The organism is Halorubrum hochsteinianum, from assembly GCF_023702125.1.
In the GTDB taxonomy this organism is placed as follows: domain Archaea; phylum Halobacteriota; class Halobacteria; order Halobacteriales; family Haloferacaceae; genus Halorubrum; species Halorubrum hochsteinianum.
The window spans coordinates 2,877,015-2,901,492 of record NZ_CP098415.1 but is presented as its reverse complement, the minus strand read 5'-3'; the positions used below and the strand labels follow the sequence as shown (position 1 = coordinate 2,901,492).

General features: G+C 71.0%; 27 protein-coding genes and 3 pseudogenes. 13 read left to right on the top strand and 17 right to left on the bottom strand.

Annotated features, from left to right (window positions below):
* The first annotated feature begins 57 nt into the window (after positions 1-57).
* The 4 genes and pseudogenes from aglF to NAF06_RS14640 form a co-directional block, all read left to right on the top strand.
* Positions 58-828, top strand: coding sequence for a UTP--glucose-1-phosphate uridylyltransferase AglF (gene aglF, locus NAF06_RS14655; RefSeq protein WP_008586464.1), 771 nt, complete (start codon positions 58-60; stop codon positions 826-828).
* A gap of 99 nt (positions 829-927) precedes the next feature.
* A pseudogene (locus NAF06_RS15580) lies at positions 928-1,755 on the top strand (nucleotide sugar dehydrogenase); the annotation flags it as partial.
* Positions 1,756-1,800: 45 nt separating this feature from the next.
* Positions 1,801-3,123: pseudogene (locus tag NAF06_RS15575) on the top strand (LAGLIDADG family homing endonuclease); the annotation flags it as partial.
* A gap of 27 nt (positions 3,124-3,150) precedes the next feature.
* A pseudogene (locus tag NAF06_RS14640) lies at positions 3,151-3,645 on the top strand (UDP binding domain-containing protein); the annotation flags it as partial.
* 207 nt (positions 3,646-3,852) lie between these two features.
* On the opposite strand, the gene NAF06_RS14635 reads toward NAF06_RS14640, so the two are convergent.
* The 5 genes from NAF06_RS14635 to NAF06_RS14615 form a co-directional block, all read right to left on the bottom strand.
* Positions 3,853-4,401, bottom strand: a complete 549-nt coding sequence (locus NAF06_RS14635) for a halocyanin domain-containing protein (protein WP_008586467.1) — start codon at positions 4,399-4,401, stop codon at positions 3,853-3,855.
* Between the two features lie 133 nt (positions 4,402-4,534).
* Positions 4,535-5,077 carry a DUF2249 domain-containing protein gene (locus NAF06_RS14630; RefSeq protein WP_008586469.1) on the bottom strand — a complete coding sequence of 181 codons (543 nt, stop codon included), beginning with the start codon at positions 5,075-5,077 and terminating at the stop codon, positions 4,535-4,537.
* A gap of 64 nt (positions 5,078-5,141) precedes the next feature.
* A complete protein-coding gene (locus tag NAF06_RS14625; protein WP_008586471.1) occupies positions 5,142-5,837 on the bottom strand; it encodes an alpha/beta hydrolase in 696 nt (231 codons plus the stop codon).
* Entirely contained in the window at positions 5,834-6,838 is a 1,005-nt protein-coding gene (locus tag NAF06_RS14620) for a VOC family protein (RefSeq protein ID WP_008586473.1), read from the bottom strand. The genes NAF06_RS14625 and NAF06_RS14620 overlap by 4 nt, the downstream gene beginning before the upstream one ends.
* 145 nt (positions 6,839-6,983) lie before the next feature.
* Entirely contained in the window at positions 6,984-7,349 is a 366-nt protein-coding gene (locus NAF06_RS14615; RefSeq protein ID WP_008586475.1) for a DUF5658 family protein, read from the bottom strand.
* A gap of 141 nt (positions 7,350-7,490) precedes the next feature.
* On the opposite strand from NAF06_RS14615, the gene NAF06_RS14610 reads away from it, so the two are divergent.
* Positions 7,491-7,877 (top strand): DUF5830 family protein, encoded by a 387-nt coding sequence (locus NAF06_RS14610; protein ID WP_008586478.1) that lies wholly within the window; start codon positions 7,491-7,493, stop codon positions 7,875-7,877.
* A gap of 120 nt (positions 7,878-7,997) precedes the next feature.
* Positions 7,998-9,905: a 2-succinyl-5-enolpyruvyl-6-hydroxy-3-cyclohexene-1-carboxylic-acid synthase gene (menD, locus tag NAF06_RS14605; protein ID WP_251106169.1), complete on the top strand. Its 1,908-nt coding sequence runs from the start codon at positions 7,998-8,000 to the stop codon at positions 9,903-9,905.
* A gap of 28 nt (positions 9,906-9,933) precedes the next feature.
* Here the strand turns inward: menD and NAF06_RS14600 are convergent, their stop codons facing one another.
* Both NAF06_RS14600 and NAF06_RS14595 read right to left on the bottom strand, forming a co-directional pair.
* Positions 9,934-10,386: a hypothetical protein gene (locus NAF06_RS14600; RefSeq protein WP_008586483.1), complete on the bottom strand. Its 453-nt coding sequence runs from the start codon at positions 10,384-10,386 to the stop codon at positions 9,934-9,936.
* A 59-nt stretch (positions 10,387-10,445) separates the two neighbouring features.
* Entirely contained in the window at positions 10,446-10,868 is a 423-nt protein-coding gene (locus tag NAF06_RS14595) for a BsuPI-related putative proteinase inhibitor (protein WP_049908865.1), read from the bottom strand.
* Between the two features lie 81 nt (positions 10,869-10,949).
* Between NAF06_RS14595 and NAF06_RS14590 the strand changes: the two genes are divergently transcribed.
* Together NAF06_RS14590 and NAF06_RS14585 are read left to right on the top strand one after the other, a co-directional pair.
* Complete coding sequence (locus NAF06_RS14590; RefSeq protein ID WP_008586487.1) at positions 10,950-11,777, top strand: DUF2797 domain-containing protein; 828 nt, start codon at positions 10,950-10,952, stop codon at positions 11,775-11,777.
* Entirely contained in the window at positions 11,774-12,439 is a 666-nt protein-coding gene (locus NAF06_RS14585; RefSeq protein WP_049908866.1) for a trimeric intracellular cation channel family protein, read from the top strand. The genes NAF06_RS14590 and NAF06_RS14585 overlap by 4 nt, the downstream gene beginning before the upstream one ends.
* Positions 12,440-12,472: 33 nt before the next feature.
* Here the strand turns inward: NAF06_RS14585 and NAF06_RS14580 are convergent, their stop codons facing one another.
* From NAF06_RS14580 to NAF06_RS14570, 3 genes are read right to left on the bottom strand one after another with little or no spacing between them, the layout of a single operon-like run.
* The gene (locus NAF06_RS14580) at positions 12,473-13,519 is read right to left on the bottom strand and encodes an ABC transporter permease (protein WP_008586491.1); all 1,047 of its coding nucleotides are present in this window, start codon (positions 13,517-13,519) and stop codon (positions 12,473-12,475) included.
* Positions 13,512-15,557, bottom strand: a complete 2,046-nt coding sequence (locus NAF06_RS14575; protein ID WP_008586493.1) for an ABC transporter permease family protein — start codon at positions 15,555-15,557, stop codon at positions 13,512-13,514. The genes NAF06_RS14580 and NAF06_RS14575 overlap by 8 nt, the downstream gene beginning before the upstream one ends.
* The gene (locus NAF06_RS14570; protein ID WP_008586495.1) at positions 15,554-16,600 is read right to left on the bottom strand and encodes an ABC transporter ATP-binding protein; all 1,047 of its coding nucleotides are present in this window, start codon (positions 16,598-16,600) and stop codon (positions 15,554-15,556) included. The genes NAF06_RS14575 and NAF06_RS14570 overlap by 4 nt, the downstream gene beginning before the upstream one ends.
* Positions 16,601-16,713: 113 nt before the next feature.
* Between NAF06_RS14570 and NAF06_RS14565 the strand changes: the two genes are divergently transcribed.
* On the top strand, positions 16,714-17,619 hold the full coding sequence (locus NAF06_RS14565) for a hypothetical protein (protein ID WP_008586497.1): 906 nt from the start codon (positions 16,714-16,716) through the stop codon (positions 17,617-17,619).
* Positions 17,620-17,717: 98 nt separating this feature from the next.
* Here NAF06_RS14565 and NAF06_RS14560 read toward each other — a convergent pair whose 3' ends face one another.
* On the bottom strand, positions 17,718-18,233 hold the full coding sequence (locus NAF06_RS14560) for a CNNM domain-containing protein (protein WP_008586499.1): 516 nt from the start codon (positions 18,231-18,233) through the stop codon (positions 17,718-17,720).
* Between the two features lie 104 nt (positions 18,234-18,337).
* Positions 18,338-18,457, bottom strand: coding sequence for a DUF7989 family protein (locus NAF06_RS15600; RefSeq protein WP_486612226.1), 120 nt, complete (start codon positions 18,455-18,457; stop codon positions 18,338-18,340).
* A gap of 189 nt (positions 18,458-18,646) precedes the next feature.
* On the opposite strand from NAF06_RS15600, the gene NAF06_RS14555 reads away from it, so the two are divergent.
* Positions 18,647-19,108, top strand: coding sequence for an SRPBCC family protein (locus NAF06_RS14555; protein WP_008586502.1), 462 nt, complete (start codon positions 18,647-18,649; stop codon positions 19,106-19,108).
* Positions 19,109-19,151: 43 nt separating this feature from the next.
* On the opposite strand, the gene NAF06_RS14550 is transcribed toward NAF06_RS14555, so the two are convergent.
* Together NAF06_RS14550 and NAF06_RS14545 are read right to left on the bottom strand one after the other, a co-directional pair.
* A complete protein-coding gene (locus NAF06_RS14550) occupies positions 19,152-19,634 on the bottom strand; it encodes a VOC family protein (RefSeq protein ID WP_008586504.1) in 483 nt (160 codons plus the stop codon).
* 66 nt (positions 19,635-19,700) lie between these two features.
* Positions 19,701-20,150, bottom strand: coding sequence for a DoxX family protein (locus NAF06_RS14545; RefSeq protein ID WP_008586506.1), 450 nt, complete (start codon positions 20,148-20,150; stop codon positions 19,701-19,703).
* A gap of 69 nt (positions 20,151-20,219) precedes the next feature.
* On the opposite strand from NAF06_RS14545, the gene NAF06_RS14540 reads away from it, so the two are divergent.
* Positions 20,220-20,678 carry a winged helix-turn-helix transcriptional regulator gene (locus NAF06_RS14540; protein ID WP_008586508.1) on the top strand — a complete coding sequence of 153 codons (459 nt, stop codon included), beginning with the start codon at positions 20,220-20,222 and terminating at the stop codon, positions 20,676-20,678.
* 2 nt (positions 20,679-20,680) lie between these two features.
* On the opposite strand, the gene NAF06_RS14535 is transcribed toward NAF06_RS14540, so the two are convergent.
* Together NAF06_RS14535 and NAF06_RS14530 are read right to left on the bottom strand one after the other, a co-directional pair.
* A complete protein-coding gene (locus tag NAF06_RS14535; RefSeq protein WP_008586510.1) occupies positions 20,681-20,893 on the bottom strand; it encodes a hypothetical protein in 213 nt (70 codons plus the stop codon).
* 120 nt (positions 20,894-21,013) lie between these two features.
* The gene (locus tag NAF06_RS14530; RefSeq protein ID WP_008586512.1) at positions 21,014-21,913 is read right to left on the bottom strand and encodes a hypothetical protein; all 900 of its coding nucleotides are present in this window, start codon (positions 21,911-21,913) and stop codon (positions 21,014-21,016) included.
* A gap of 127 nt (positions 21,914-22,040) precedes the next feature.
* Between NAF06_RS14530 and NAF06_RS14525 the strand changes: the two genes are divergently transcribed.
* Positions 22,041-22,526, top strand: a complete 486-nt coding sequence (locus NAF06_RS14525; protein ID WP_008586515.1) for a DUF7960 family protein — start codon at positions 22,041-22,043, stop codon at positions 22,524-22,526.
* Between the two features lie 43 nt (positions 22,527-22,569).
* On the opposite strand, the gene NAF06_RS14520 is transcribed toward NAF06_RS14525, so the two are convergent.
* The gene (locus tag NAF06_RS14520; protein ID WP_008586516.1) at positions 22,570-22,848 is read right to left on the bottom strand and encodes an acylphosphatase; all 279 of its coding nucleotides are present in this window, start codon (positions 22,846-22,848) and stop codon (positions 22,570-22,572) included.
* A gap of 103 nt (positions 22,849-22,951) precedes the next feature.
* Between NAF06_RS14520 and NAF06_RS14515 the strand changes: the two genes are divergently transcribed.
* Positions 22,952-24,457 (top strand): phosphohexomutase domain-containing protein, encoded by a 1,506-nt coding sequence (locus NAF06_RS14515; RefSeq protein ID WP_008586519.1) that lies wholly within the window; start codon positions 22,952-22,954, stop codon positions 24,455-24,457.
* The last annotated feature ends 21 nt before the right edge of the window (positions 24,458-24,478 follow it).

Here is a 24,478-nt window from a genome sequence, read left to right as displayed (position 1 = left end):
ACGTGACGTGATACGGCGCTCACAAAGTATTTCCCACCATCAGGAAATACAGAAGGTATGCAAGCAGTCGTACTCGCCGCCGGGAAGGGAACGCGACTCCGCCCGCTCACCGACGACAAGCCCAAAGTGCTCGTCGAGGTGAACGGGACGCCGCTCATCGAGGATGTCTTCGACAACCTGATCGAGGCGGGCGCGACTGAACTCGTCGTCGTCGTCGGCTACAAGGCCGAACAGATCATCGACCGCTACGGCGACGAGTACGAGGGCGTCCCGATCACGTACACGCACCAGCGCGAACAGCTCGGCCTCGCCCATGCCATCCTCCAAGCGGAGCCGCACATCGACGGCCCGTTCATGCTGATGCTCGGCGACAACGTGTTCCGCGGGAACCTCGGCGATGTCGCGAGCCGCCAGCAGGAGGAGCGCGCCGACGCCGCGTTCCTCGTCGAAGAAGTCCCCTACGAGGAGGCCTCCCGCTACGGCGTCTTGGACACCAACGAGTACGGCGAGGTCGTCGAGGTCGTCGAGAAGCCAGACGACCCGCCGAGCAACCTCGTGATGACCGGCTTCTACACGTTTACCCCCGCTATCTTCCACGCCTGCCACCTCGTACAGCCCTCCGACCGCGGCGAATACGAACTCCCGGACGCGATCGATCTGCTCATCCAATCCGGCCGTACTATCGACGCGATCCGCCTCGACGGCTGGCGGATCGACGTGGGCTACCCCGAGGACCGCGACCGCGCAGAGGAACGGCTCAATGAGACGGAAGGAACCGAGACCGAAGGGGAGGAAGACGACGCAGATCAGGCGGTCGCCGACTCATAGGCGAGATCCCGGAAGACGACGGACCCGATTCTTCTCTTCTCCGAACAGAGCACCCCGACCAGACGTTTCTTGTGCCGGTCCCGCGAACGGCCATCCAGAATGCGTCTCTCAATTATCGGGAGCGGCTACGTCGGCACGACCGTCGCGGCGTGCTTCGCAGATCTCGGCCATGACGTCGTCAACGTCGACATCGACGAGGAAATTGTCGAGACTATCAACGCCGGCGACGCGCCCATCCATGAGGCGGGCCTCGACGACCTCATCGCTTCCCACGCCGGTCCAGACGGAACCGGTCGCCTCCGCGCGACCACCGACTACGCGGCCGTCCGCGACACCGACGTGACCTTCCTCTGTCTGCCGACGCCGCAGAACGACGACGGCAGCATCGACCTCTCGGTCATGGAGGCGGGCGCGACCCAACTCGGCGAGGCGCTCGCCGAAAAGCCGGACTGGCACACCGTCGTCGTCAAGAGCACGGTCGTCCCCGGCTCCACGGAAGACGTAATCACGCCGATCCTCGAAGACGCGAGCGGCAAGACCGCGGGCGAGGCGTTCGGGGTCGGGATGAACCCGGAGTTCCTCCGCGAGGGAACCGCCGTCGACGACTTCCGGAACCCCGACAAGGTCGTTCTCGGTGCCGACGACGAGCGGGCGCTCGCCGACGTGCGCGAGGTGTTCGACCCGCTCGTCGACCGAGCCGACGCCCCGGTCGTCGAGACCGACACCCGGACCGCCGAGATGATCAAGTACGCCAACAACGGGTTCCTCGCGGCGAAGATCAGCCTCATAAACGACATCGGAAACATCTGTAAGGAGTTCGGCATCGACTCCTACGAGGTCGCGGACGCGATCGGTCTCGACGACCGCATCGGCGAACAGTTCCTCCGGAGCGGCGTGGGGTGGGGCGGGAGTTGTCTCACGGGCGACCAACACGTTGTCGCAAAAGATGACACAGGGACGAAGCATCTCACGCTCGCCGAGTTCTTCGAGCGATACGTCTCCGAAGGAACGCTTGAGGATGTCTCCGTTCTCAGTCGGTCCGCGGATGGAACGTTCGCGTTCAACCCGGTCGATGCGGCGACACGTCGGGAGTACGAGGGCCCGCTCCACACGATTCAGACAAAAATGAACAAGCGCGTCACCGTCACCCACGATCACCCCATGCTTACGCTTGACGGCGACGAAACCACCGTCAAGCCAGCCGATGCGCTCGAAGCAGGTGATTCACTGCCCGTAGTGGCTGATATCCCGAGCGACCCCGTCTCAACGTTTGATCTCATCGACATCGTCGATGCGTCGTCCGCCTTCGAGAACGATCGCGTCTATCTGAAACCGTCGACATCGTTTGAGACGGTCAAAGAGGAGCTTTATGAGACGCTCCGGGAGTACAACCGACAGTTCAGTTATCACAAGGTCCACGACCTCGTTCGGGATAATTATCTCCCCCTTGATGTGTTCCTCAAATACGAGGATGAGCTGCCCGTCGACAGGGCGGATCTCTCGCTGTACACGACGCGAGGCAGGGGACAGACGTATATCCCGGCGATCATTCCTGTCGACGAGCAGTTCTGGCGATTCATCGGCTACTACCTCAGTGAGGGACACATCAACGACGACACCTCCGGCCACGGCTCAACGACGCGACGGCGAGTCCAGCTGAGCTTTCATCCGACCGACGAGCCGGAGTACGTCAGCGATGTCGAATCATACTACGAGACGCTCGGGGTCCGGTATCAGACGAGACAACAGGAGACCGCGACGGCCGTCTCTGTTTCCAGCCGTGTCTTCGCCGAGTTCTTGGAGTGGCTCGGCTGTGGAACCGGCTCTTACTCCGCGGCGCTCCCCGACGAAGCGTTCCAAGCGACGGAAGACGAGCGAAAGGCACTCCTGTCGGGGCTGTTCCGAGGTGATGGCCACGTTGAGTACACCAACCACTCAAACGCTGTCGTTTACGATTACGGGTCGGTAAGCGAGGACCTTATTGACGGCATGACGCTGCTTTTACACAGTCTTGAAATTGTCCCGAGTTATAAGAAATCCCAGTCAGCGAAATCGACGCAGCCAGCCCATTTCTTGCGTGTGAGTTCAAAACGACAGATTGCGGCACTCAAAGAGATGTTCTTGTCTGAAGAGCGGCATCGGATCGAAAATCGGCTCGCTGAGTACGATCGGGATATCGCACCGACAGGTCACACCGCAGATGGTGGCTTCACCTCCGTTCCCGTCCGTGACGTCAGTGTTGAAGAAACCACCGCAGACGTGTACTCACTAGAAGTCGCTGACAATCACACGTTCGTGACGACTGACGGCTTAGTTGTCCACAACTGCTTCCCGAAAGACGTCGCCGCGATCATCGCAGCCGCGGAAGAACAGGGATACGAACCGCCGGTCCTCAACGCGGCCGTCGAGGTCAACGACGGCCAGCCGGGCCGGTTGGTTGACCTCCTTGCGAACCACCTCGACCTCGTCGGCGCTCGCGTCGCCGTCCTCGGGCTCGCGTTCAAACCCGGGACCGACGACGTGCGTAACTCTCGGGCGATCCCCGTCGTCGAACAGCTCCAGGAGCACGGTGCGGCCGTGACCGCCTACGACCCGGTCGCGACGGAGAACGCGAAGGCGTACCTCGACGACGTCGAGTACGCCGACTCGGCCGCGGCGGCGCTCGCCGACGCCGACGGCGCGGTCGTCGTCACCGACTGGGACGAGTTCGCCGCGCTCGACGAGGAGTTCGACGCCATGACGAACCCGATCGTCGTCGACGGCCGGCGGATCGTCGAACGCCGAGACGGGATCACCTACGAGGGGCTGACGTGGTGACTTGATCGGCCGAGCCGGGAACCACCGCCGGAACGCCGGAATCGGTCTCGACGGAATACCGGACCAACAGTAGAACAAGACGGAACCCTCGTTCGATTCCCGGCCCCGTTCGCGCTCGTGTGACGTCATCGTCTCGACCGAGTTCGAAAACCACCGACCGAACCGGCGTCGAGCCGAGAAGTGAAGTGCGATCGGTCGTCGAGAGGCCTACTGAACGACGACAGCGCCTTTCATACCGACCGAACTGTGGGGCGTACAGACGTACTCGTACGTCCCCGGCTCCTCGAAGGTGTACTCGAAGGTGTGTCCCTCCTCTTGGACCGTTTCGCTCTCGAAGTCGCCCGACTCCGCGGCGACGTTGTGGCCGCCGCCCTGCCCGGTCCACTCCCAGACGACAGTAGTCCCCGGACTCACCGCCACCGCGGCCGGGCCGAACGCGAGACCGTCTCCCGCGCCGACATCGACCGTGACTTCATCCTGCCCGGTGGCGTCGACGGTCTGTTCGTAGTTGTTCGCGCCGTCGAACCAGCCGCCGTAGTCCGGCTCCTCGGCGAGGTACTGCGTGTCCCCTCCGTCGCCACCGCTTCCGCCGTCAGAGCCGTCAGAGCCGTCGCTGCTGTCACCTCCGTCCGAGCCGTCACTTCCGTCGCCGCCGTCACCGCCCCCGCCGGAACAGCCGGCGAGCAGGAGCGTCGCGCCCGCGGCGGTCGTCGCCTGTACGAACCGTCGTCGATCGAGTGTGGTGTCGTCGGTCATGCGTTCGGTCGTCAGTTGGATGCGTACATTTGTAACGCCCTGCGCGCCGCGTCGCCGATCGAGAACGCGACGAATATGTTCGGCACAGATGCCTCGCCGAGTTCCCGGGACCCCGCCGAGGGGCCGGCTCCGACTACGCCTCGCCCCGCGGAGCCAACACGATCAGCGCGGTGGCGTCCTCGCGCGCGGTCGGCTCCACGCGTCGCTCGCCGTCGAACCGGAGCAGTTCGCCGGCCTCGACGCGGTGGCTCTCGCCGCCGAGCGCGACGTCGAAGCTCCCCTCCAGCGCGTGGAACAGCACGTCCCTGTGGGGGTGGTCGTGTTCCGCGACGCCCTCTCCCGCCGGCAGCGAGAGCCGGACCGTCTTCGGCTCGGTACCCGGGAACGCCTGCGCGGCCGGCTCGCCGTCGATGTCGTCGAGCCGGACCTTCTCCGGCTCGGATCCCGACGCCGACTTCGGCAGTTCGGCGACGAACCGCTCGGGTCCCTCGCGCTCGACTGCGTACGCCTCGTCGTCGAACGCGGGGACCTCCGCCGACAGCTCGTAGTAGAGCGGCTTCGGGTCGTGATCGTTCACTATCGTGAGCGACTCGCCCGGCTCCAAGTCGTCGAACGCGTCGTGGATCCGGTCGTGTCGCTCGTTCGGCGGGATCTCCCTGACGTCGAGTTCGGTCATCGCAGTTCACCGTCGACGCCACAGTCACATGTCGAGCGGCGCGAACACGTTCGGCCGAGCGGGATCAGTCGCCGTCGCCGAGCAGTTCATCGAGTCGCTCGCCGATCCGGGCCATCGTCGCGTCCGAGAGTCCGTGGCCGTCCCCCGGGTCGATCCTGAGATCGACCGCGGCTCCGGCGCGCTCGAAGACCCGCGCGGTCGCCCGAACGCGGTCGGCGGGCACGTACGGGTCGGCCTCGCTGCTGTCGAGCGCGACGGGCGTCCCGGCGAGGGGGCCGCCTCCGTCCGCCTCTCGCTCCGTCCCCTCAACGTCGGCCGCACCGAGGTCGTCGCCCGGCAGCGCGGCCGAGACGACGAACGCGCCGCCGAACCGGCCGGGCCGACGACGGAGGAACTCGGCGACGACCGCTCCGCCCTGCGAGACGCCGACGATGACGACGCGCTCGGGCGGGACGCCGGCGTCGCGCGCGGCGTCGACCGCGGCCGCGACGCAGTCGACCGCGGCGGTCAGCGCCGGCTCGTTGGCCGACAGCGACGCCTCGTGCGGGGCCGGGTACCACGTCGACCGGACCGCGCCGGGCGCGAGGAAGGCGACGCCCGACCGGTAGAACTCGTCGGCGAGCCGGATCAGCCCCTCCGGCGTGCCGCCGCGGCCGTGGACCAGCACGACCGCGGCCTCGGCGGCCGCGGCCGGCGCGCCGCCGGTCACGAGCGTCGCCTCCGCGTGCGGTCCGGAGACGCCGCGGATCCGGCGGCTCATCGCGCCGAGTCATCGGAAGCGTCGCGCGCCGCCGAGCCGTCCGAACCGGGACCGTCGAACCGCGGAAGCTGCGACTCGATCAGGTCGCGGTCGGCCTCGAAGCGCGGCGGGAGGTACAGGTCCGTCGCGTGTCCGGCCGCGTCCGGGTCCGCTAGCCCCGGACCCGGCGGTCCGTCGTCGGTCGGGGCCTCGGTCGCCAGTTCGACGAGGAGCCCGCCGGGACCGCGGACGTACAGCGAGTGGAAGAAGTGGCGGTCCTTCACGCGCGAGACGTCGTACCCGCGCTCGCGGAACAGGTCGTGCCACTCCAGCAGCGTCTCGCGGTCCGCGACGCGCACCGCGGCGTGGTGGAGCGTGCCCGGCCCCTCGCGGAGGTACGCGACGTCGCGGTCGAGCAGGTCGACGGCCGTCGCGCGGTCGCCCGGCGCACGGTAGCGCACCCGGTCGCCCACCTCCGCCTCGTACTCGAAGCCGAGCGTCTCCAGCACGCTCGCGGTCCCGTACGGGTCCGCGGGGAGCGCGGTCACGCCGTAGAGCCCGCGGATCGCGTGCCGGGCTGGGACGGGGCCGTCGGTCCACGGGTCGGAGCCGTCGCTTTCCGTTGCGACCAACTCGATCCGCGTGCCGGACGGGTCAGCGAGCGTCAGCCCCCGGTCGCCGAAGCGCGCGTCGGCGTCGAGAGGTCCCGACTCGACGCCGCGGTCGGCGAGGCGGTCGCGCCAGTAGCCGAGCGAGTCCGGCGGTACCGCGAAGGCGACGGCCTCGTAGCCGGGCTTCCCCACCCGGCCGGGGTCGGCGGTCGGGTCCGGAAAGACGGTGAACACGGAGCCGGGCGAGCCGGTCGCGTCGCCGAAGTAGAGGTGATACTGGAGCATGTCCTCGTAGTTCACCGTGCGGCGGAGCAGCCGGAGCCCCAGCGTCTCGCCGTAGAAGGCGGCGTGGGTCTCGGGGTCGCCGACGATCCCCGTGACGTGGTGGAGTCCGGGGGTGTCAGAGAGCATGGGACCGATCGGGGCCGCGCGGGAAAGTCGGTGTCGGTGGGAGCGATCGGCGGGGTCGCCGGAAGCGATCGGCGGGGCCCGCAGAAGCGACCGGAGCGTCGGGAGACCCGATCCGCGGGTCAGCGGACGGAATCGAGGCCGTCGCTCACGCGATCCACAGCAGCCGGAGGTTGCTCGCGGTGAGGTACGTCCCGGTCGCGGTGAGTAACACCGGCGGGAAGTAGTACAGCAGCCCGTCCCCGTCGCGCGCGCCCTCGACGCTGATCCAGAGCATGACGAGGTAGACGGCGATCTTCAGCGCGACGAGCCCCGAGAGCCCGAACGACTCCAGCGAGAACGCCACGACCGGGTTCGCCTCCTCGATCGTCGGGACGTACCGCAGGAACGCGATCGTGGAGACCACGTCCCCGACGCCGTACGTCGCGGTCGCCGCGATCCACAGCCAGTAGAACTCGTTGGGGCGGCTGCGGTAGGCGGGGCGACGCCGGGACCGGTCGCGGGATCGGCTCACGACCCGACGTGTCTGGCGATCGACGTGAAACTGCCGGTCGGCGGCGGTCGGGTCGGCGGACGCGCAATTCGCCGGGCAGGTCGGACCCCGACCGGACCGGCATCCAGCCGACTTAAGAGCGACCGCGCCGTTTCGCCGGGCGTGACGGAGCCGTCGACCCGCGACGAGAAGCTGGAGCTCGGCGTCGAGCTGCTGGCGCACCTCGAACGCGAGGAGCTCGACCTCGCCGCGGCCGTCGACCGGATCGAGACGATCACGACCAGCCCCGGACTCACCCGCGACATCCTCGACGCGGCCGAGAAGCGCGGGGTCATCGACCGCGACGGCGCTCGGCTCCGGATTCGGCGGGGCGGCACGTACGTCGAGTACGAGAGTCAGGTCGTCGCGCGCGAGGGCGACTTCGAGTGCCGGCGGTGCGGCGCGTCGATCTCGACCGGCCACTTCGTCGAGCTGGACGCCGGCGAACTCGGCCCGTTCGGCTCCTCCTGCGTTCGGAAGGTGACCGGACGGGAGACCGAGTCGGAGTGAGGCGGGGGGACGACCCGCGCTGCGATCGGGATCGCCCCGCAGCCGGACCCGCCCCGCGACCGAACCCCCCCCGCGACCGAACCCGCCGGAGTATTTACGCCGGAGGCCGAAGCGGCGGTAATGACCGCGCCGAACCGGAACGTCCTGTGGGCGACCGCGCTCGTCGACGAGCTCGTCGCCGCGGGCGTCGACGCCGTCGTCGCCTCGCCGGGCAGTCGCTCGACGCCGCTGACCGTCGCCGCCGCGGGCCACGAGGAGCTCCGCGTGTTCTCGCAGCTCGACGAGCGCTCCGCTGCCTACTTCGCGCTCGGACGCGCCCGACGGACCGGCCGAGTGACGCCGCTGATCTGTACCTCCGGCACCGCCGCCGCCAACTACCACCCCGCCGTGATGGAGGCGAGCGAGGCCCGCGTCCCCCTGCTCGCGCTCACCGCCGACCGCCCGCCGGAGCTCCGCGACTCCGGCGCGAACCAGACCGCAGACCAGGAGAAGCTGTACGGCGACGCCGTCCGGTACTACAAGGACCTCCCGGAGCCGGCCGCCGAGGACCGGGCGCTCCGGTCGCTCCGCACCACCGTCGCCCGCGCCGTCGCGGCCGCGGAGGGGGCCGACCAGGGACCGGTCCACCTCAACGTCCCGTTCGCGAAGCCGCTGGAGCCGACGCCGGTCCCCGGCGACGTGCCCGACGACCTCCCGGAAGCTGCCGAGCGCGGGCGCGACGGCCCCTACGTCGACGTGACGCCCGGCGCGCCAGAGCCGGGCGACGACGAGTTGCGCGCGCTCGCGACCGGCCTCGCTGACGCCGACCGCGGCCTGATCGTCGCCGGACCCGCGGACCCGCCGGGGATCGATCCGGAGTCGGTCACGGCGCTCGCGCACGCCACCGGGTTCCCCGTGCTGGCCGACCCGCTCTCGGGGCTCCGGTACGGGGGGCACACGCGCGTCGCGCCCGTGATCGGGGGCTACGACGCGTACCTCTCCGCCAGCCTCGCCGGCGACGGCGACGTCGGCTCCGAAACGGGGATCGACGGGGACGGCTGGGCCGACCCCGACGCGGTCCTCCGGCTCGGCGCGTCGCCGACCTCGAAGCGGCTCCGGAAGTACCTCGCCGAGACGGGGGCCGACCAGTACCAGGTCGACCCCGCCGGCCGCTGGCGCGAGGCGGAGTTCGCCGCCACCGACCTCGTCGTCGCCGAGCCGAGCCGGCTCTGCGCCCGCCTCTCGCGGCTCGTCGCGGGCGGGAGCGGGGACCCGGACTGGCGCGCGCAGTGGGAGGCGGCGGACCGGACCGCCGAGGCGGTTCACGCCCGCGAGACCGACGCGATCGACGAGGAGTCGGGCGAGACCGACGAGCCCGCTCCCGGCTTCCACGAGGGCGACGCGCTCCGCGCGGTCGCAGAGGCGCTCCCCGACCCCGCGACCCTGTTCGTCTCCAACTCGATGCCCGTCCGCGACCTCGACCGGTTCGTCGGGCCGACGACCGCGAACGTCACCGCGCTCGGGAACCGCGGGGTCTCCGGCATCGACGGCATCGTCTCCAGCGCGCTCGGCGCGGGGGCCGGGACGACCGACGACCTCACGCTCGTCCTCGGCGACCTCGCCCTGTACCACGACGCGAACGGGCTGCTGGCGATCGACCGGTGCGACGTCGACGCGACGATCGTGGCGATCAACAACGACGGCGGCGGCATCTTCCACAAACTGCCGATCGAGTCGTTCGAACCCCCGTTCACCGAGTCGTTCAAGACGCCGCACGGGCTGGCGTTCGAGCCGCTCTCGGAGCTCCACGGGCTCGAATACGCCCGGATCGACGCGCGTCCCGAGGCGGTCGCGGACCGCGGCGAGAACCCGGCGGAGCGCGCGGCGGCGGTCGCCGACGACCTCGCGGCCGCCGTCTCCCGCGCTCACCAGGCGGCGGGGTCGCACCTCATCGAGGTCGAGGCCGACGCCGAGTCCAGCCACCGGACGCGCGAGCGACTGGCGGCCGCGGTCGAGCACGCGGTCCACGGCGACGGACCGGAGGAGTAGGGTCGGGCCGGAGTCGGCCGAGCGGGAGTCAGGCGGCGGCCGGCTTCGACTCGTCGCGGCGGCGGCCTTCGCCGAGCGAGACCCCCGCGTACGCGACGACCGCGAACTGGACGCCGATACCGAGCGCCGCGCCGAGCGCGAAGACGGCGGTGACGATCACGCTCTGGTCCGGGGTGATGTACGAGAGGACGGCGGCCGAGCCGACGAGGAACGCGACGGTCGCGCTCGCGCCCGTCGCCAGCGCGGTCGACGCCGCCGAGACGCCCGGGTCCCGCGTGCCGACCGCGAGCGCGACGCCGAACAGCAGGCCGTAGATCAGGACGAAGGCCGCGAACCGGCCGCCCATGACGTACGTCGTGAGCCGCTCGGCCGGCCGGATCGAGACGGACGATTCGAGGAGGATCGGCGCGAGCCGTCTGATTCCGCTCACCGCGAGCGCGACGACCGCTGCGACGACCGGGGGGAGGGCTGCCGTGCGCATACCGGCAGGCCGCGCCGCGCGGCACTTATTCGTTTATGCCTCCGCCGTGACGACCGCGTTCATCTCTCCATCGTGACGACCGCGTCGGTGCGGGCGTCCCGGTCCGTCGCGGCCGCGTCGCCGACGATCCGGTACGTTCCGGCGGGCGGGTCCCGCCACGTCCCCTCGTAGGTGACCGACTCGCCCGGCGCGAGCGTCTCGCTGCCGAGCGCCTGCGTGAACATCCGGCTCGCCCCGTACCGCCAGACCGAGTCGGTCACGTCGCCGTCGGCCGCGTCGCCGTCGGGCGGGCCACCGTCGTCCGGCCCGTCCGCGTCCCCGGTCTCGTCGTCCGCTTCCTCGGCCGCCGGGTACGCGGTGAACTCCGCGCGCTGCCCGGTCCGGAAGTCGAGCGTCACCGGCTCCGACCCGTCGTTTTCGATCCGCAGCGCGAGTGCCACCCCGCCGTCGGTCTCCGTCGCCGCGAGCGCCGCGTCGAGCATGGTCGCGTCTGCGTCGCGCCCGGACAAAATACCTCGCCGATCGACGACGGCTATAAGCCTCGGCTCCCCGTACCGCTCGGCGTGCAGGTCGTCGGCTACGAGACGGGCGTCGCGGGCGGTTCGCCGGGGTCGGACGACGGTCCGGCGGAGGGCGAGACCGGCGACCCGGACGGCCCCGTCGGCGGCGGACTCTACGTCGCGAGCGGCGGGAGCGTCGACTACGTCAAGGCGGATCCGGGGACCGAACTCGCGTTCGGACTCGGCGATCGGCGCTGCGCGGGAACCGTCCACGACGGCGACCACGTCGCCTGCGACGCGCCCGACGCGCCCTACTGCGACGACCACAGTCACGTCTGGGTGTGCGCGCGGTGCACCGGAACGTGTCTGAAAGACGAGATGGACTGCCACGAGTCGCACGCGATGTACCTCGCCGCGTTCGCGCCCGACGTGCTGAAGGTGGGCGTGACCCGCGAGTGGCGCTTGCGAACGCGGCTCCGCGAGCAGGGAGCCGACCGCGCGGCGCATATTCGGACGTTCCCGGACGGCCGGATCGCCCGCGAGGTGGAGTCAGAACTGGCGGCCGGCGACGACCTCGTCGACCGCGTCCGCGTCCCGACGAAACTCGACGGGTTCGGGCGCGCAGTCGACGAGGCGGCGTGGGAGGCGCTGCTCGACCGGTTCGACCCGATAGAGCGGTTCGAGTTCGACTACGGGCTCGACCTCGCCGAGCGTCCCGTCGCCGAGACGATGGCGGCGGGGACCGTCCGCGGGTGGAAGGGCCGGGTGCTCGCGCTCGACCGCGGCGGGTCGACGTACGCGGTCGACGCGCGCGACCTCGTCGGCCACGAGCTGACCGACGCGGTGCCAGAGCGGGAGCTACAGTCGAGCCTCGGCGCGTTCGGAGAGTGACGGGGGGAGTGCTCGCGGTCCTCTTCGGCGACCCGTTCGCGGCGATGAACACGGTCGGGCTGGTCGCGTTCGCGCTGGTCGGCGCGAGCAAGGCGGTCCGCGAGGAGTTCGACCTCTTCGGCGTCGCGGTCGTCGGGCTGGCGATGGCGTTCGCCGGCGGCGTCACCCGCGACCTCCTCGTCGCCCGTGTCCCGCTCGCGCTCCGCTCGCCGGTCGAGATCCTCCTCGGGCTGGTCGGCGTCGCGCTCGCGGTGGGACTGAGCGCGCGGCTCGCCTCCCCGGACGAACACCCCCTGACGGTCGCGGCGGACGCCGTCGGGCTCGCCGCCTTCGCCACCACCGGCGCGATCGTCGCGACCGACGCCGGGGTGTCCGCGTTCGGCGTGGTCGCGGTTGCGACGATCAACGCCGTCGGCGGCGGCGCGCTCGCCGACGTGCTCCTCGACCGGCCCCCGTTCATCCTCTTCGAGGACTTCTACGCGAGCTGCGCCGTGTTGGGCGGCGTCGCCTACTGGCTGGTCGGGACGCTCGGCGCGCCCTCGGGCGTCGCGGCCGCGGCGTGCGCGGCGGTGACCGTCGGCGTCCGGCTCCTCGCCGTGGCGTACGGCTGGCGGCTCCCGACGGCGACGCAGCTCACCGAGCGCCTCGGCGGGAAGTCGTAGCCGCCGGAACGGGCCGCACGGCCGACCGGCGGCTCACCGACCGAACCCCTCAGCGGTGACGACCCGCCGGACGCCGAGGTACGCGGCCGCGGCGATGCCCGCGTACGCGATCACGAGGACGCCGGTCGTCGCGTCCGCGCTGTCGATGGCCAGCCGCGCGACCGCGTTCGCGGGGCCGCCGGCCATCGCGGTCGCGCCGCCGAACAGCACGAGCACCGCGACCGAGTAGAGCAGCTGCGCCGCCCGGCGGTCGGGCGCGACCGCCGCGATCCCGACCGCGACGGCGACGACGAGCGTCGTGAGCGCGGTCATCAGCGCCAGTATCGGGCCGACGTTCGCGACCGACGTGCCGTTCGCCTCTAGGAGCAGCAGCCACAGCAGCGCCTGTCCCGGCGCGATTCCGACCGCCGCCGCCGCCTTCCCGTCGACGATCTCGGCGAGCGTGACGGGCGCGACCCGGAGTAGCTCCATCGTCCCCTGATCTAACTCCTCGGTGATCGAGTCGACGACGAGCGACCCCGAGATGAAGACCGGGAGGAACACCAACACCGGGATCAACACGGTGTAGGTGAACGAGAAGTACGGGCTGGTCTCGCCCCGGTCGGGGAGCGGGAGCGGCGACTCGTCGAGGGACGCAGTCCGGCGGTCGCGCTCGTCCAGCTCGTAGGTGCGCAACAGCTCGCGCAGCTGTACCACGATCACCGTCGTCTCGACCGTGGCGTCCGGCGCGGTGACGACGGTCGACACCCGGCCGGACTCCGTGCGGGTCGCGACCACCACCGCGTCGGCCGCGTTCCGCTCGAACGCGCTCCGCGCCGCGTCCCCGTCGTCGTACGGCGTGACGGAGGCCCCGGGGACCTCCGCGGCGGCGCGCTCTAGGTCGTCGACCGCGTCGCCCGCGGCCGCGACTTCGATTTCCGCCCCGTCGAGCGCGCCGGGGTCGTACATCGAGACGAGCCCGACGACGAGGAACGACGAGAACATCGCGATGAACAGCTGGATCCCGATCGCCAGCAAGATCGTCTTCTCCGCGCGCAGCCCGGCAAGCTCCCGCCCGGCGATCGTCAGGCGGCTATCCAAGGCTCACCACCCCCACGTTGTACGCGGCGTGCCCGAGGGTCGCCAGCGCGAGCGCGACCGCGTAGGCGGTCCGCCCGCGGCTCGCGCCGACGGCGGCGGCGCTCGTCGTGACGACGTGGAGGACCAGCGGCGCGAAGAACAGCGCCGCGAGCGCGAGCGGCGGGAGCCCGGAGAGGCCGGCCACGTCGGCGAAGGCTGCGCGACCGAGGAACAGGTCGGTGAGCCCGACCGCCTGAACGACCGCCGTGGCCTTCTCCGCGAGGAAGAAGCCGGTCCCCGAGGCGACGCCGACCGCCAACGCGACGCCGAGCGCGCCGCGACCGACGCCGTCGCCGTCCGGGCGGTCCGAGACTCCGCGCTCGAAGACGCCGCGCTCGAACCCGGCGTAGAGGCCGACGCTCTTGGCGATTTCCTCGATAAACGCGATCGTCACGAGCAACACCGGGATCGACACCGTGACCGGCAGCGCGAACAGCACCGCGACGGCCAGCAGTTCCGCGACGAACACGAAGGGGATCGTACAGGCGGTGAGGAACGCGACGGACCCGAGCGCCCGGAGCCGGTCGCGCCGCAGGATCCCGCCGCCGGCGGGGACGGGGGAGAGCCGCACCGCGAGCGCGTCGAGGAACTTCCGCGCCACGGGCTTCTGTGAGAACATGTCCTCCTCGCGGTAGACGCCGAGGCCGAGCCCGAACAGCAGCGCCGCGCCCGCGCCCATCGGGACCGTCGAGAAGAGCGCCTCTCCGGCGGAGACGGCCTCGCCCTGGAGGTCGAAGACGACGAGCGTCAGCGGCGAGACGAGCGCGACGGGCGTCACGTTCGTGAAGATGGCCGGCACGAACGCGTACGTCGTCAGCAGGACGCTCACGCCCACCGTGACGAAGGTCAGCTCCTTGAACGAGCGCGCGAACATCGCGCCGACGAACGTCGCCCCGAGGAAGGCCGCCGCGACCGGGGCCACGGCGAACACGGAGAGCGGCCCGCCGCCGACCGCGAGCGCGATGAGCGTCGTGACGACCGCGGCGGCCGCGGCGTACGGCAGCGTCTTGCCGGCGACGATCTCGGCCGGCGACAGCGGGGTGACCAAGAGCGGCTCCCCGCGCCGGTTCGTCCGCTCGTCGAGGATCGACGAGCCGTACGCCTGGATCAGGAAGTTCATCGGCACGAGGAAGGCGAACGCCAGTAGCAGCGAGGTGAACGGGAACGGCGGCGTGATCGATCCCGGCGATCCGATCGTGTCCGCGCCGAAGGCACCGCCGCCGATCGACGGCACCGCGAGCCCGCCGTCGTCGTCCGATCCCGCGCCGCCGTCGACGGAGCTGGCGTCGCCGTCGGTCGTCGCGTCGCCGTCGGTCGTCGCGTCACCGCTGTCGCCGTCGTCGCTCCCCCCGCCGTCGCCGCCGTCTCCTCCACCGCCCTCAGCGCCGTCTCCCGACCCGGTCCCGTCGTCGCCGTCGCTCCCGCCGAGCGTCGCGCCGTCGTCGAATCCGGTCGTCCGACTGACGTACCGCAGCGTGACGGTGACCGGGAACGCCGCCGTCTGGTTCGGCTCGGCCCGCATCACGCGCTCGTTGTGCGCCTCGACCGCCTCGCGGACCGTGGCGGCCGCCGCCCGCCCCTTCTGCGTGTCGCTCGCGCGGACGACGACCGCCTCGACGTCCCCGGAGCCGATCGAGCCGTCGTCGACCGTTCCGGGCCGCACCACCGTCGTCACGACCGCGTCGGTGGAGTCGCCGAGCGACGCCGTGCCGGCCGAAACCGGCTTGAGCGAGGACTCCGCCTCGATCGCGTCCGCGTACGGCGACTCGGCGTCGACGCCGACCCGATAGACGTCCTGATCGACGTCGAGGCCCGCGACCCCGGTCGCCACCGCGACGCCGACGACGCCCCCGGCGACGAGGAGCAGGGCGACCCCCGCGGCGAGCGTCCGGCGGTCGACGCCGCCGGAGGCGCGGGCGGACTCCCATTTCGCGACCCGGAGGACGCGGCGGACGGCGACCGCGAGCCGCCGGCCGACGCGGCGCAGTCGGTCGGTCACTCGGTCGCCTCCGTCGCCGTCGCGGCCTTCGTCTCTCCGTTCTCGCCCGCCTCCTCGTCGCCCTCGGGGGTCCCCGACTCATCGGACTCGCCGGGTTCGTCGGCTCCGTCGGACTCGCCGCCGAGGTCGCCGGTGTACCGCCCGGGCATCGGTCGCCCGACGATGTCGAGGAACACGTCCTCGAGGCTCGGCTCGCGGCTGCGGATGTCGACGACCTCGCCGCCGGCGTCGGCGACCGCCTCGCGGACGGCCGCGACCGCGTCCATGCTCGGGACCGCGGTCCGGAAGCGGTCTCCGACCTCCTCGGTCGTCGCGTCCAACTCGGTGAGCCGGTCGGTGCGCGCGGGGGCGACGTCGGTGAACACGCGGTAGGTCGTCTCGCCGTGCCGCTCGCGGATCCCGTCGACGCTCCCGCGGGCGACGATCCGGCCCTCGTTCATCACGACGACGCGGTCGCAGACGGACTCGACGTGGTAGAGGTTGTGCGCCGAGAAGACGACCGTCTTGCCCGTCTCGCGCAGTTCGCGGGTGAACGCCAGCACGGAGTTCGTCGTCACCGGGTCCAGCCCCGAGGCCGGCTCGTCGTACACCAGCACGTCGGGGTCGTTGACGAGCGAGCGCGCGATGGCGACCTTCCGTTTCATCCCCTTCGAGACGTCGCCGAGGCGGCGCTCGCGGTGGTCGAGTTCGAGCCGGTCGAGCGCCGCCTCGATCCGCTCGTCGGCGACCTCTCGGGGCACGTCGTAGAGGTCCGCGAAGAAGCGGAGGTACGACCGCGCCGTCATCTCCTCGTACAGCGGCGACTCCTCCGGCAGGAACCCGAGGTGCCGGCGCATCTCGGGGTCCGACGCGTCGAACCCGGCGACGGTCACCTCGCCGTCGGTCGGCTCGACGAGGCCGGCGAGCACCTTCAGCGTCGTCGTCTTCCCCGCGCCGTTCGGGCCCACGATCCCGAACACCTCCCCGTCCTCGACGGCGAAGTCGCTGTCGACCACGGCCGCGAAGTCGCCGTAGGTCTTCCGCAGCCCCGACACCTCGATCATGCGTGCGGCTCCGCCGGGGGCCGGGTTAAACCCACGCCCGCGGGTATCAGCCGCGAGAACGGTGCCGGTCGCCGCCGGTAGCCTTACACCGGAGCCTCAAATACACCCCTCGCATGACCGAACGCGGGGAGCGGACCGGCGACGCGACCGCCGACGAGACGGAGCCCGGACGCGGGCAGGAGACCCCGGCCGTCTCGGACGCCGCGATCGATCCCGCGGTCGCGGCGACGACCCGCGAGGAACTCCGCACGACGTTCGACTACCAGGTCGAGCGGCTCCGCGAGATCGACAACAAGGCCATCGAGATCCTGAAGGCGAACCTGCTGCTCATCGGGATCGTCGTCACCGGCGGTTCGATCGTCGTCCAGACGACGGTGGACTTGGCCGCCTTCCTCAACCCTCTCACCGTCGTGGGCGGGCTCCTCCTGCTCGCGTCGACCGGACTGGCCGCGGTCACCTACACCGCCTCGGACCTCCGGGGTGGGCTGGACCTCAACGCCGTCGACGCCGTGATCGCCGCCGAACGCGACGGAGACGCGCTGGCCGCGGGCGGGGAATCGCCGCGGAGCGACGCCGAGTTCGACGAGCGGCTGCTCCGGAGCTACGCCGAGTGGATCGACTACAACGCCCGCGTCACCGCGGTCAACGACCTGCTGGCGACGATCACGGTGCTACTGATCTTCGTCGCCTTCGTCTACGTGATCGCCGGCGTCGTCGTCGGCGCGGCGGGGCTCACGGCGGTCGAATCGTGGACCTCGTTCGTCGTTCTCACGGTCTTCTCGGCCGCGTTCACGTGGATATCCGCCCACATGGACCACCTCGGTCCCGAAACCACCCACCCCGCGGCGTCGTTCGCGGGGATCCCCCTCTCGAAGGGCGGCGACAGGCGACAGGCGTGGGCCTCGCTGCGGGCGATGCTCGGGCGAGCGCCCACGGAGGCGGAAGAACTGGGCATCGCGCCGATGGAGACGGGCGTCGACGAGGGAGCGAACGGCGATGTCGAAGACGCGGGTCGATAACCCCGACGGACGCCGGCCGACGACCGGATCGGGTCGGTCGAGACGCGCGCGTCCGTTCTCCCACCGGCACGCGAGCGCCGCCTTCGACCCGCGCCGGGTCAGTCCGTGTACGGCTTCTCGACGTTTGCGTCGCCGCTGATGTACGCGTTCATCCGACGCGTGATTCCGTCGAACAGCGTGATGAGCGGCGAGAGGGCGCGCTCGACGAGCCGGATCGGCGACGCGATCCGCAGCGACCACGTCTCGGCGTTTCCGAGCCCGAACGCCTTGGGGACGATCTCGCCGAACACGAGGACGAGGAAGCTCGTTCCGAGGGTCGTCACCACGACCGCCGCGCCGGTGGGGAGGTAGCTCGCGACCAGCACAGTCACGATGCTCGATATCGCGATGTTCACGACGTTGTTCCCGACGAGCAGCGTCACCAGCAGCCGGTGGGGGTCGTCGTAGAGCTCCTTCAGGACGTGGGCGCGCGGGTCGTCCCCGGCGGCCTGCCGCTCGAACCACTCCGCCGGCAGCGAGAAGATCGCGGTCTCGGAGCTCGAGAGGAACGCGCTGAACGCCAGCAACACGGTCACCGCCACGATTCCGGCCAGCCCGAGTGCGACTCCGACCATGCGACGTGTCGACAGACGAGGTCAAAGAGGGTGGCGGAGCGTCGGCAGGCGAGACGGGCCGCAGCGCTGCTCGTCGACGGGAGGGTGCCGCAGAAGGCGACGCGTTACTCCCCTTCTTCCGCTTCCTCGACCGGTCCCCGCCCTCGTTCCCAGACGGCGTCCGCGGAGGTGTCGTTCGGTGCGGTGTGCGAGACGTCTTTCATGGTGTCGCGATCGCTTGCCATATTGACTCCCGATACCCCGGAACTCCGTATTAACCCTTCGTGGAAAGAGATAATGAGACCTGATACCATATAAGGAATTAATATCTGTTCTCGTGGGTGCGAACCGATCGGTGAACGAAACGAATATTGCCGTCGGACGGGCGTCCCGAAACCGGACGAACGTACGGAAATGATCTGGGGACCGCGACGATGAAGCGCCGCGACTCCGGAACGCGAGCCGTGTTCGGTACTCGCGAGTCGGACGGGCGAGCCGCGGTGGTCAGGGAGGGCGCGACGCTCGCGGTCGGCCGCGACGTCGCCGCGCCGCCGGCGTCGACCGCGAAGACGCTCCGGGACACGCGGCGGTGGCCCGAGTGGAGTCCGTCGGTCGACGCCGTCGAGAGCGCGGACCGGTTCGTCGAGACCGGAACGACCGGACGGGTCCGGGTCGCGGGCGTCTGGACCCCGTTTCGGGTGACGGCCGCGACGCGGCTCCGCTGGGACTGGCGCGTCGCCGGCGTCCCCGCGACCGGGCACCGCGTCGACCGCTATCCGGGGCGCTCGGACCGGTGTCGGGCCGTCGTCGAGGTCCCGCTCGTCGCGGCCGCGTACGTACCCGTCTGCCGGCGCGCGCTCGACCGGTTCGCGGCGCTCGTCGAGGGCGCGGACTGAGCCGCCGGAGGGTCCGCCGGCTTCGGTCGCGGGGCGCTGCGGCTCAGTTCTCGTAGCCGCGCTCGAACGGGTCGATCGCCTCGCTCCCCGGGTCCTCCTCGTCCAGGCCGAACCCCGGCCCCCGCGTCGCCAGTTCGAAGACGAGTCCGTCGGGATCGGTGAAGTACACGCTCTTGAAGTAGGTCCGGTCTTTCACCTCGGAGACGCGCACGTCGTGTTCGCGCAGGTGGTCGCGCCACTCGCGGAGGGCCTCCTCGTCTTCGACGCCGAACGCGAAGTGGTGGCTCGCGCCCGGGCCGGGCGTCCCCTGCGAGTCGGGGTACTCGAAGTAGGTGACGTTGGTCCCGGGTTCGCCCTCGGGCGTCGACGAGAAGTAGTAGTGCGGCGTGCCGGGGTCGTCGTAGTTCTGCGTGCGCTTGACCGTGTGCCAGCCGAGGACGTCCTCGTAGAACGACCGCGTCTCCTCGATGTCCGTACAGATGTTCGTGACGTGGTGGAGCCCGGTCGTCGGGGGCGCGTCGCTCATGTCCCCGGTCTCGCCGCCGAGACGGTTAGCCGTTCCGGCGGTCGGAGCGACTCCGAGGGGCCCGTCTCAGAAGAGACCGACGCCGACCGCGTACGGCCACGCGGTGCCGCCGACGGCGAGCAGCGCAAGCGCCGCGCCCGCGCCGTAGACGTTCTTCAGGAAGCTCGTCATCTCGTTCTGCTTCTCCTCGGGGTCGTCCATCGACCAGAAGTCGTGCATCGTCACGGCGGAGACGATGAGGAAGAAGGCGAGGCCGCCGGCCGCGGCGACGGGGAACGCGCCCGCCGCGACGCCCAGTCCGCCGAGGACGAGGACGGCACCGGAGGCGATCACCGAGAACTGCGGCGCGGGAAGCCCCTTGAACTCGGCGTAGCCGGCCATCGTTTCGAGGTCCGTGAAGTGGTTGAACCCCATGAACGCGAGCGTGACGCCGAACAGGATCCGGCCGAGTAGGAAGAGTTCGCCCGCGAGGGGGGTGTCGAACTGGAGCGGTAGCGTCGCGAATTCAGCTAACATCGTGTAACCTGCTATACGGACGTAACCTATATATCGCTTCCCGGACAATAGGGTAAGTAGGTAACACCGATGTCATCGCAGGAACTCGCCGGCACGGAGTCGGCGGAAACGGCGGCAGGAGAGGCGGAAGCGGCCGCGAGTGGAGCGGAGTCGGACGCGAGCGACTCGGCGGCGGCGGAGGCGGCCGCGGCAACCGAGACGGACGCCGCGAGCGCGCCGGAGACCCCCTGTCCGGTCGTCGACTCGATCGAGCAGATCGGCTCGAAGTGGCGGCTCGTCGTCCTCCACGAGCTGCTGAGCGGCGAGGCGCGGTTCAACGAGCTGAAACGCGAGACCGACGCGAACGCCCGGACCCTCTCGCGCGTGCTCGACGACCTCCAGGAGACCGGCTTCGTCGACCGCCGGCTGGAGGAGGACTCGCCCGTGGCGACGTACTACAGCCTGACCGACAAGGGGGAGTCGCTCGCGCCGGTCTTCGAGGAGATCGACGACTGGGCCCACGAGTGGCTCGCCGAGTGTAACGCGTAGGCTCACTCCCCGTCCGGAAGCGCTCGTCTGAACGCCGGCCAGAACGGAACGAGAAGCGCCCCGGAGACGACCGCGAGCGCCGGGACCGCCCACTCGATCGGCAGCCAGACGCTCGCGAGCACGCCCGTGAGACCGAACGCGGCGACGAGGTAGACGGCCACCAGCGCCTCGACGGATCGGAATCGCGGAGAGACGGCGGAGGGGATCGGAACCATGTCTGGAGGGGTCGTACGTCTCGAATTGAGCCGCCCGGAGCATACGTTTTGTGCCCCCGCCGATCGACGAAACCGGTCCGGCCGAGGCCGACGGCGCGTCGCGCGGCCGCCGCGTCGCCCTCAGGCGTTAGTCTGCGGCGACGCGAGTCGGCTCAAGAGCGCGTACGTCGCCCCGCCCACGGCGAGAGCGATCACGGACGGCACCGCGTAGTGATGTCCGTCGAGCCGTATCGACCACCGGATCAGCCCCGCCGCCTCCACGAGCGGCGGGAGGAGGTACACGCTCGCGCCGACCGCGGCGGCGGCCGGGGCGCGAACCGACGCGGTCGCGTAGCCGTACGCCCCGCCGCCGACGAGGGCGAGACCGAGGGCGATCAGGTAGCAGTCACCGACGACGCTGGGGAACCCGCCCCACGGACCCTGTCCGTGGACTTCGAACTCGTACGCCCGACCGTTCGCGAACACGTAGTAGAGCCCGCCTTCCGCGGGGGCCTCGGCTAATTCGGGGCCGTAGAACGAGGAGACCTCGAACCCCTCGGGAATCGGTCCGGCGTACGAGACACGCCCGTCAGGGCGCTCCGTCGCCGCCGTGAAGAGTATCCGTCCGCGCTCGGGGAGCGCCTCGTACTCGAAGGCGAACCCCTCGCCGTCCGCGAACGCGACCCTGAAATCCCCGGTGTCGGCGTCCTCGCTCGGCAGCAGGCACACGAGTTCTCCGTCCCTCCTCACGAAGTTCCACGCCCCCGATTCGAACGCCGGGGGGAGTTCGTCGACGGCGACGGCCTCGTCGCGGTCGACGCCGGTGACGGCGACCCCGTCGCGATCGGTACCGGCGTCGACGAGGTCCTGCCCCGGCCCGGAGAGGGCCGCGTAGCGGCTGACTTCGCCGTCCGTCTCCTCCACGGAGTACGTCAGCGGGCCCGAGTAGTCCGTCAGGTCGCCGGCGGCGACGGCGACGAGTCCCGCTCCGACGACGAGCAGACAGAGGGCCGCAACGAGTGCCGGTGACGGGCGGTCCATCGCGTGACGCGACTCTCCGACCGCGTAAGTGCTTTCTGTGGGGGCGACCGGTCGCCGTCGTCTTCGACGGGGTCAGACTGCCCGTCGCCGCCGAAACGCACTCCCGTTTCCGGCCCGTACATCGGCCGTGTACGCCGGACTGAAGAACACCCCGTGTTGCCTCTGCGGGCGCGAAGACACCCACACCCGGATCGCGGTGCCGCCGCGGGCGCTCACCCTCATGGAGAACGGGGGGCCGATCTCGTGGCGCGACGTGGTCGGGACCGTCACCCTGCGCTTCTGCGCCGACGACTGGGACCTCGTGAGCGACCTCGCGATCGAGATGGACACCCACCCGCTCTCGCGGTGTAACGCCGCCCACGTCTCCCTCGACCTCCGCGAGGACCACGAGGCGTTGCTGTCGGCGACGAAGGCGGAGACGGACCAGACGGAGCTGGAATCGCGGCTCGAACGCGAGGCCGAGGCGACCCTCGACGCGGTCGACGACCCCTACACCGAGGAGCGCGACGTGGTCGAGGCGGTCGTCGTCTTGCGCGCGCTGGAGGAGTTCGGCGTGCGGGAGCGGCCCGGCGGCATGAACGCCGCGAGTCTGTCCGCCGCGGACGACGACTGATCCGCCCGCGGCGGCCCGGGTCGCCGCTCGTCGTCCCCCGCGGTCACCACCTGACCTCGAAGCCGTCCTCTCCTTCCGGCTCGCCGTACTCGGCGTCGACGTCGTCGACTTCGGCGGCCTCGCTGCCGGTCTCGCACCACGCGACCATGTCGCGGACGTCGCCCTCTGGCCCCTCGAAGACGGCCTCGACGCGCCCGTCGTCGAGGTTGCGAACCCAGCCGTCGACGCCCCTCTCGCGGGCCGCGTCGCGGGTCGAGGCCCGGTAGTAGACGCCCTGAACGCGACCCGAGACGAACACGTGTGCGCGAACGCGGTCGGTCATCGCCCGACCGTGGGACCGCCCGCCGCTTAAACGCCCCGTCCGCGACCCACCCGCCCCGTCCGCAACCGACGCCTACTAACTGTCGGGCACCGAGGTGGTCGACATGGACCTGTTCGGAACCGCCGGGATACGCGGCGGCGTCGAGGACCGCGTCACGCCGGCGCTCGCGCTCGCCGTCGGGCGGGCGGTGGGTGCCGAGATCCGATCGCGAGAGGGAGCCGACGGCGAGGAGGGCCCCGACCCGACGGTCGTCCTCGCCCGCGACGGGCGGGTGACGGGGTCGGCGCTAGCGGCCGCGACGGAGGCCGGCTTGGCCGCGGGCGGGGTGGCCGTCCGCCGCGCCGGTCGGCTCCCGACGCCGGCGCTCGCGCACGCCTCGCGGGGGCGGTACGGCGTGATGCTCACCGCCTCGCACAACCCGCCGACCGACAACGGGATCAAGCTGTTCCGCGACGGCACCGAGTTCGACCGGGAGCTGGAGCGGGCCGTCGAGTCGCGCGTCGCCGACGAGGAGTCGGTCGCGCCGTGGGACGAGTGGACCGAGGCGACCCGGACCGACCCGCTCGACGGCTACCTCGCCGACGTCCGCGAGTACGCCGCGGGGTTCGGCGCGCCCCTCGACGGCCTCCGGGTCGCGGTCGACTGCGGCAACGGGATGAGCGCGCCCGCGACCCCGACCGTCCTCCGCGAGCTCGGCGCGGACGTGGTCACGCTCAACGGCAACGTCGACGGCCACTTCCCAGGTCGCGGGAGCAAGCCGACGCCGGAGACGCTGGCGGACCTGCGCGCGTTCGTCGCCGACGCCAACGAGGGCGTCGCGGAGCCGGGCCGCCCGACCGAGGCGGGAGGCGGGAGCGACGGCGAGGACGCCGGGGGCGACAGCGCCGGCGACGCGGAGGGATTCGCGTTCGGGATCGGTCACGACGGCGACGCCGACCGGATCGTGATCGTCGACGCCGACGGCGAGGTCGTCCACGAGGACACGGTGCTGGCGGTGCTCGCGGAGCGGTACACCCGCGAGAGCGACGCCGACGACCCGGTCGTCGTGACGACGCCGAACGCCTCCGGTCGGATCGACGAGCGCGTCCGCGACGCCGGCGGCCGCGTCGAGCGCGTCCGTCTCGGCGCGCTCCACGAGGGGATCGCGGCGGTGCGGGAGGCGGCGGCGGACCCCGACGGCGCGGGCGGCGACGACACCCGCGTCGTCTTCGCGGCCGAGCCGTGGAAGCACATCCACGTCGGCTTCGGCGGGTGGATCGACGGCGTGGCCTCCGCGGCGGTGATCGCCCGCCTCGTCGCCGACGAGGGGCTCGCCGCGCTCCGCGAGTCGGTCACCGAGCGCCCGTACCGCAAGGTGAGCGTCTCCTGTCCCGACGACGCGAAGGAGTCGGTGATGGACCGGCTGGAGACGGCGCTGCCGGCGGCGTTCCCCGACGCAGCGGTCGACACCGACCACGGCGTCCGACTGGAGTTCGACGACGCCTCGTGGACGCTAGTGCGTCCGTCCGGGACGGAGCCGTACGTCCGGGTGTACGCCGAGAGCGACGACGTCGACGCCCTCGTCGCCGAGGTCGAGGGGGTCGTCGAGGACGCGGTCGCGGCGGCGTAAGCCCGCGGTCCGAGCGCCCGA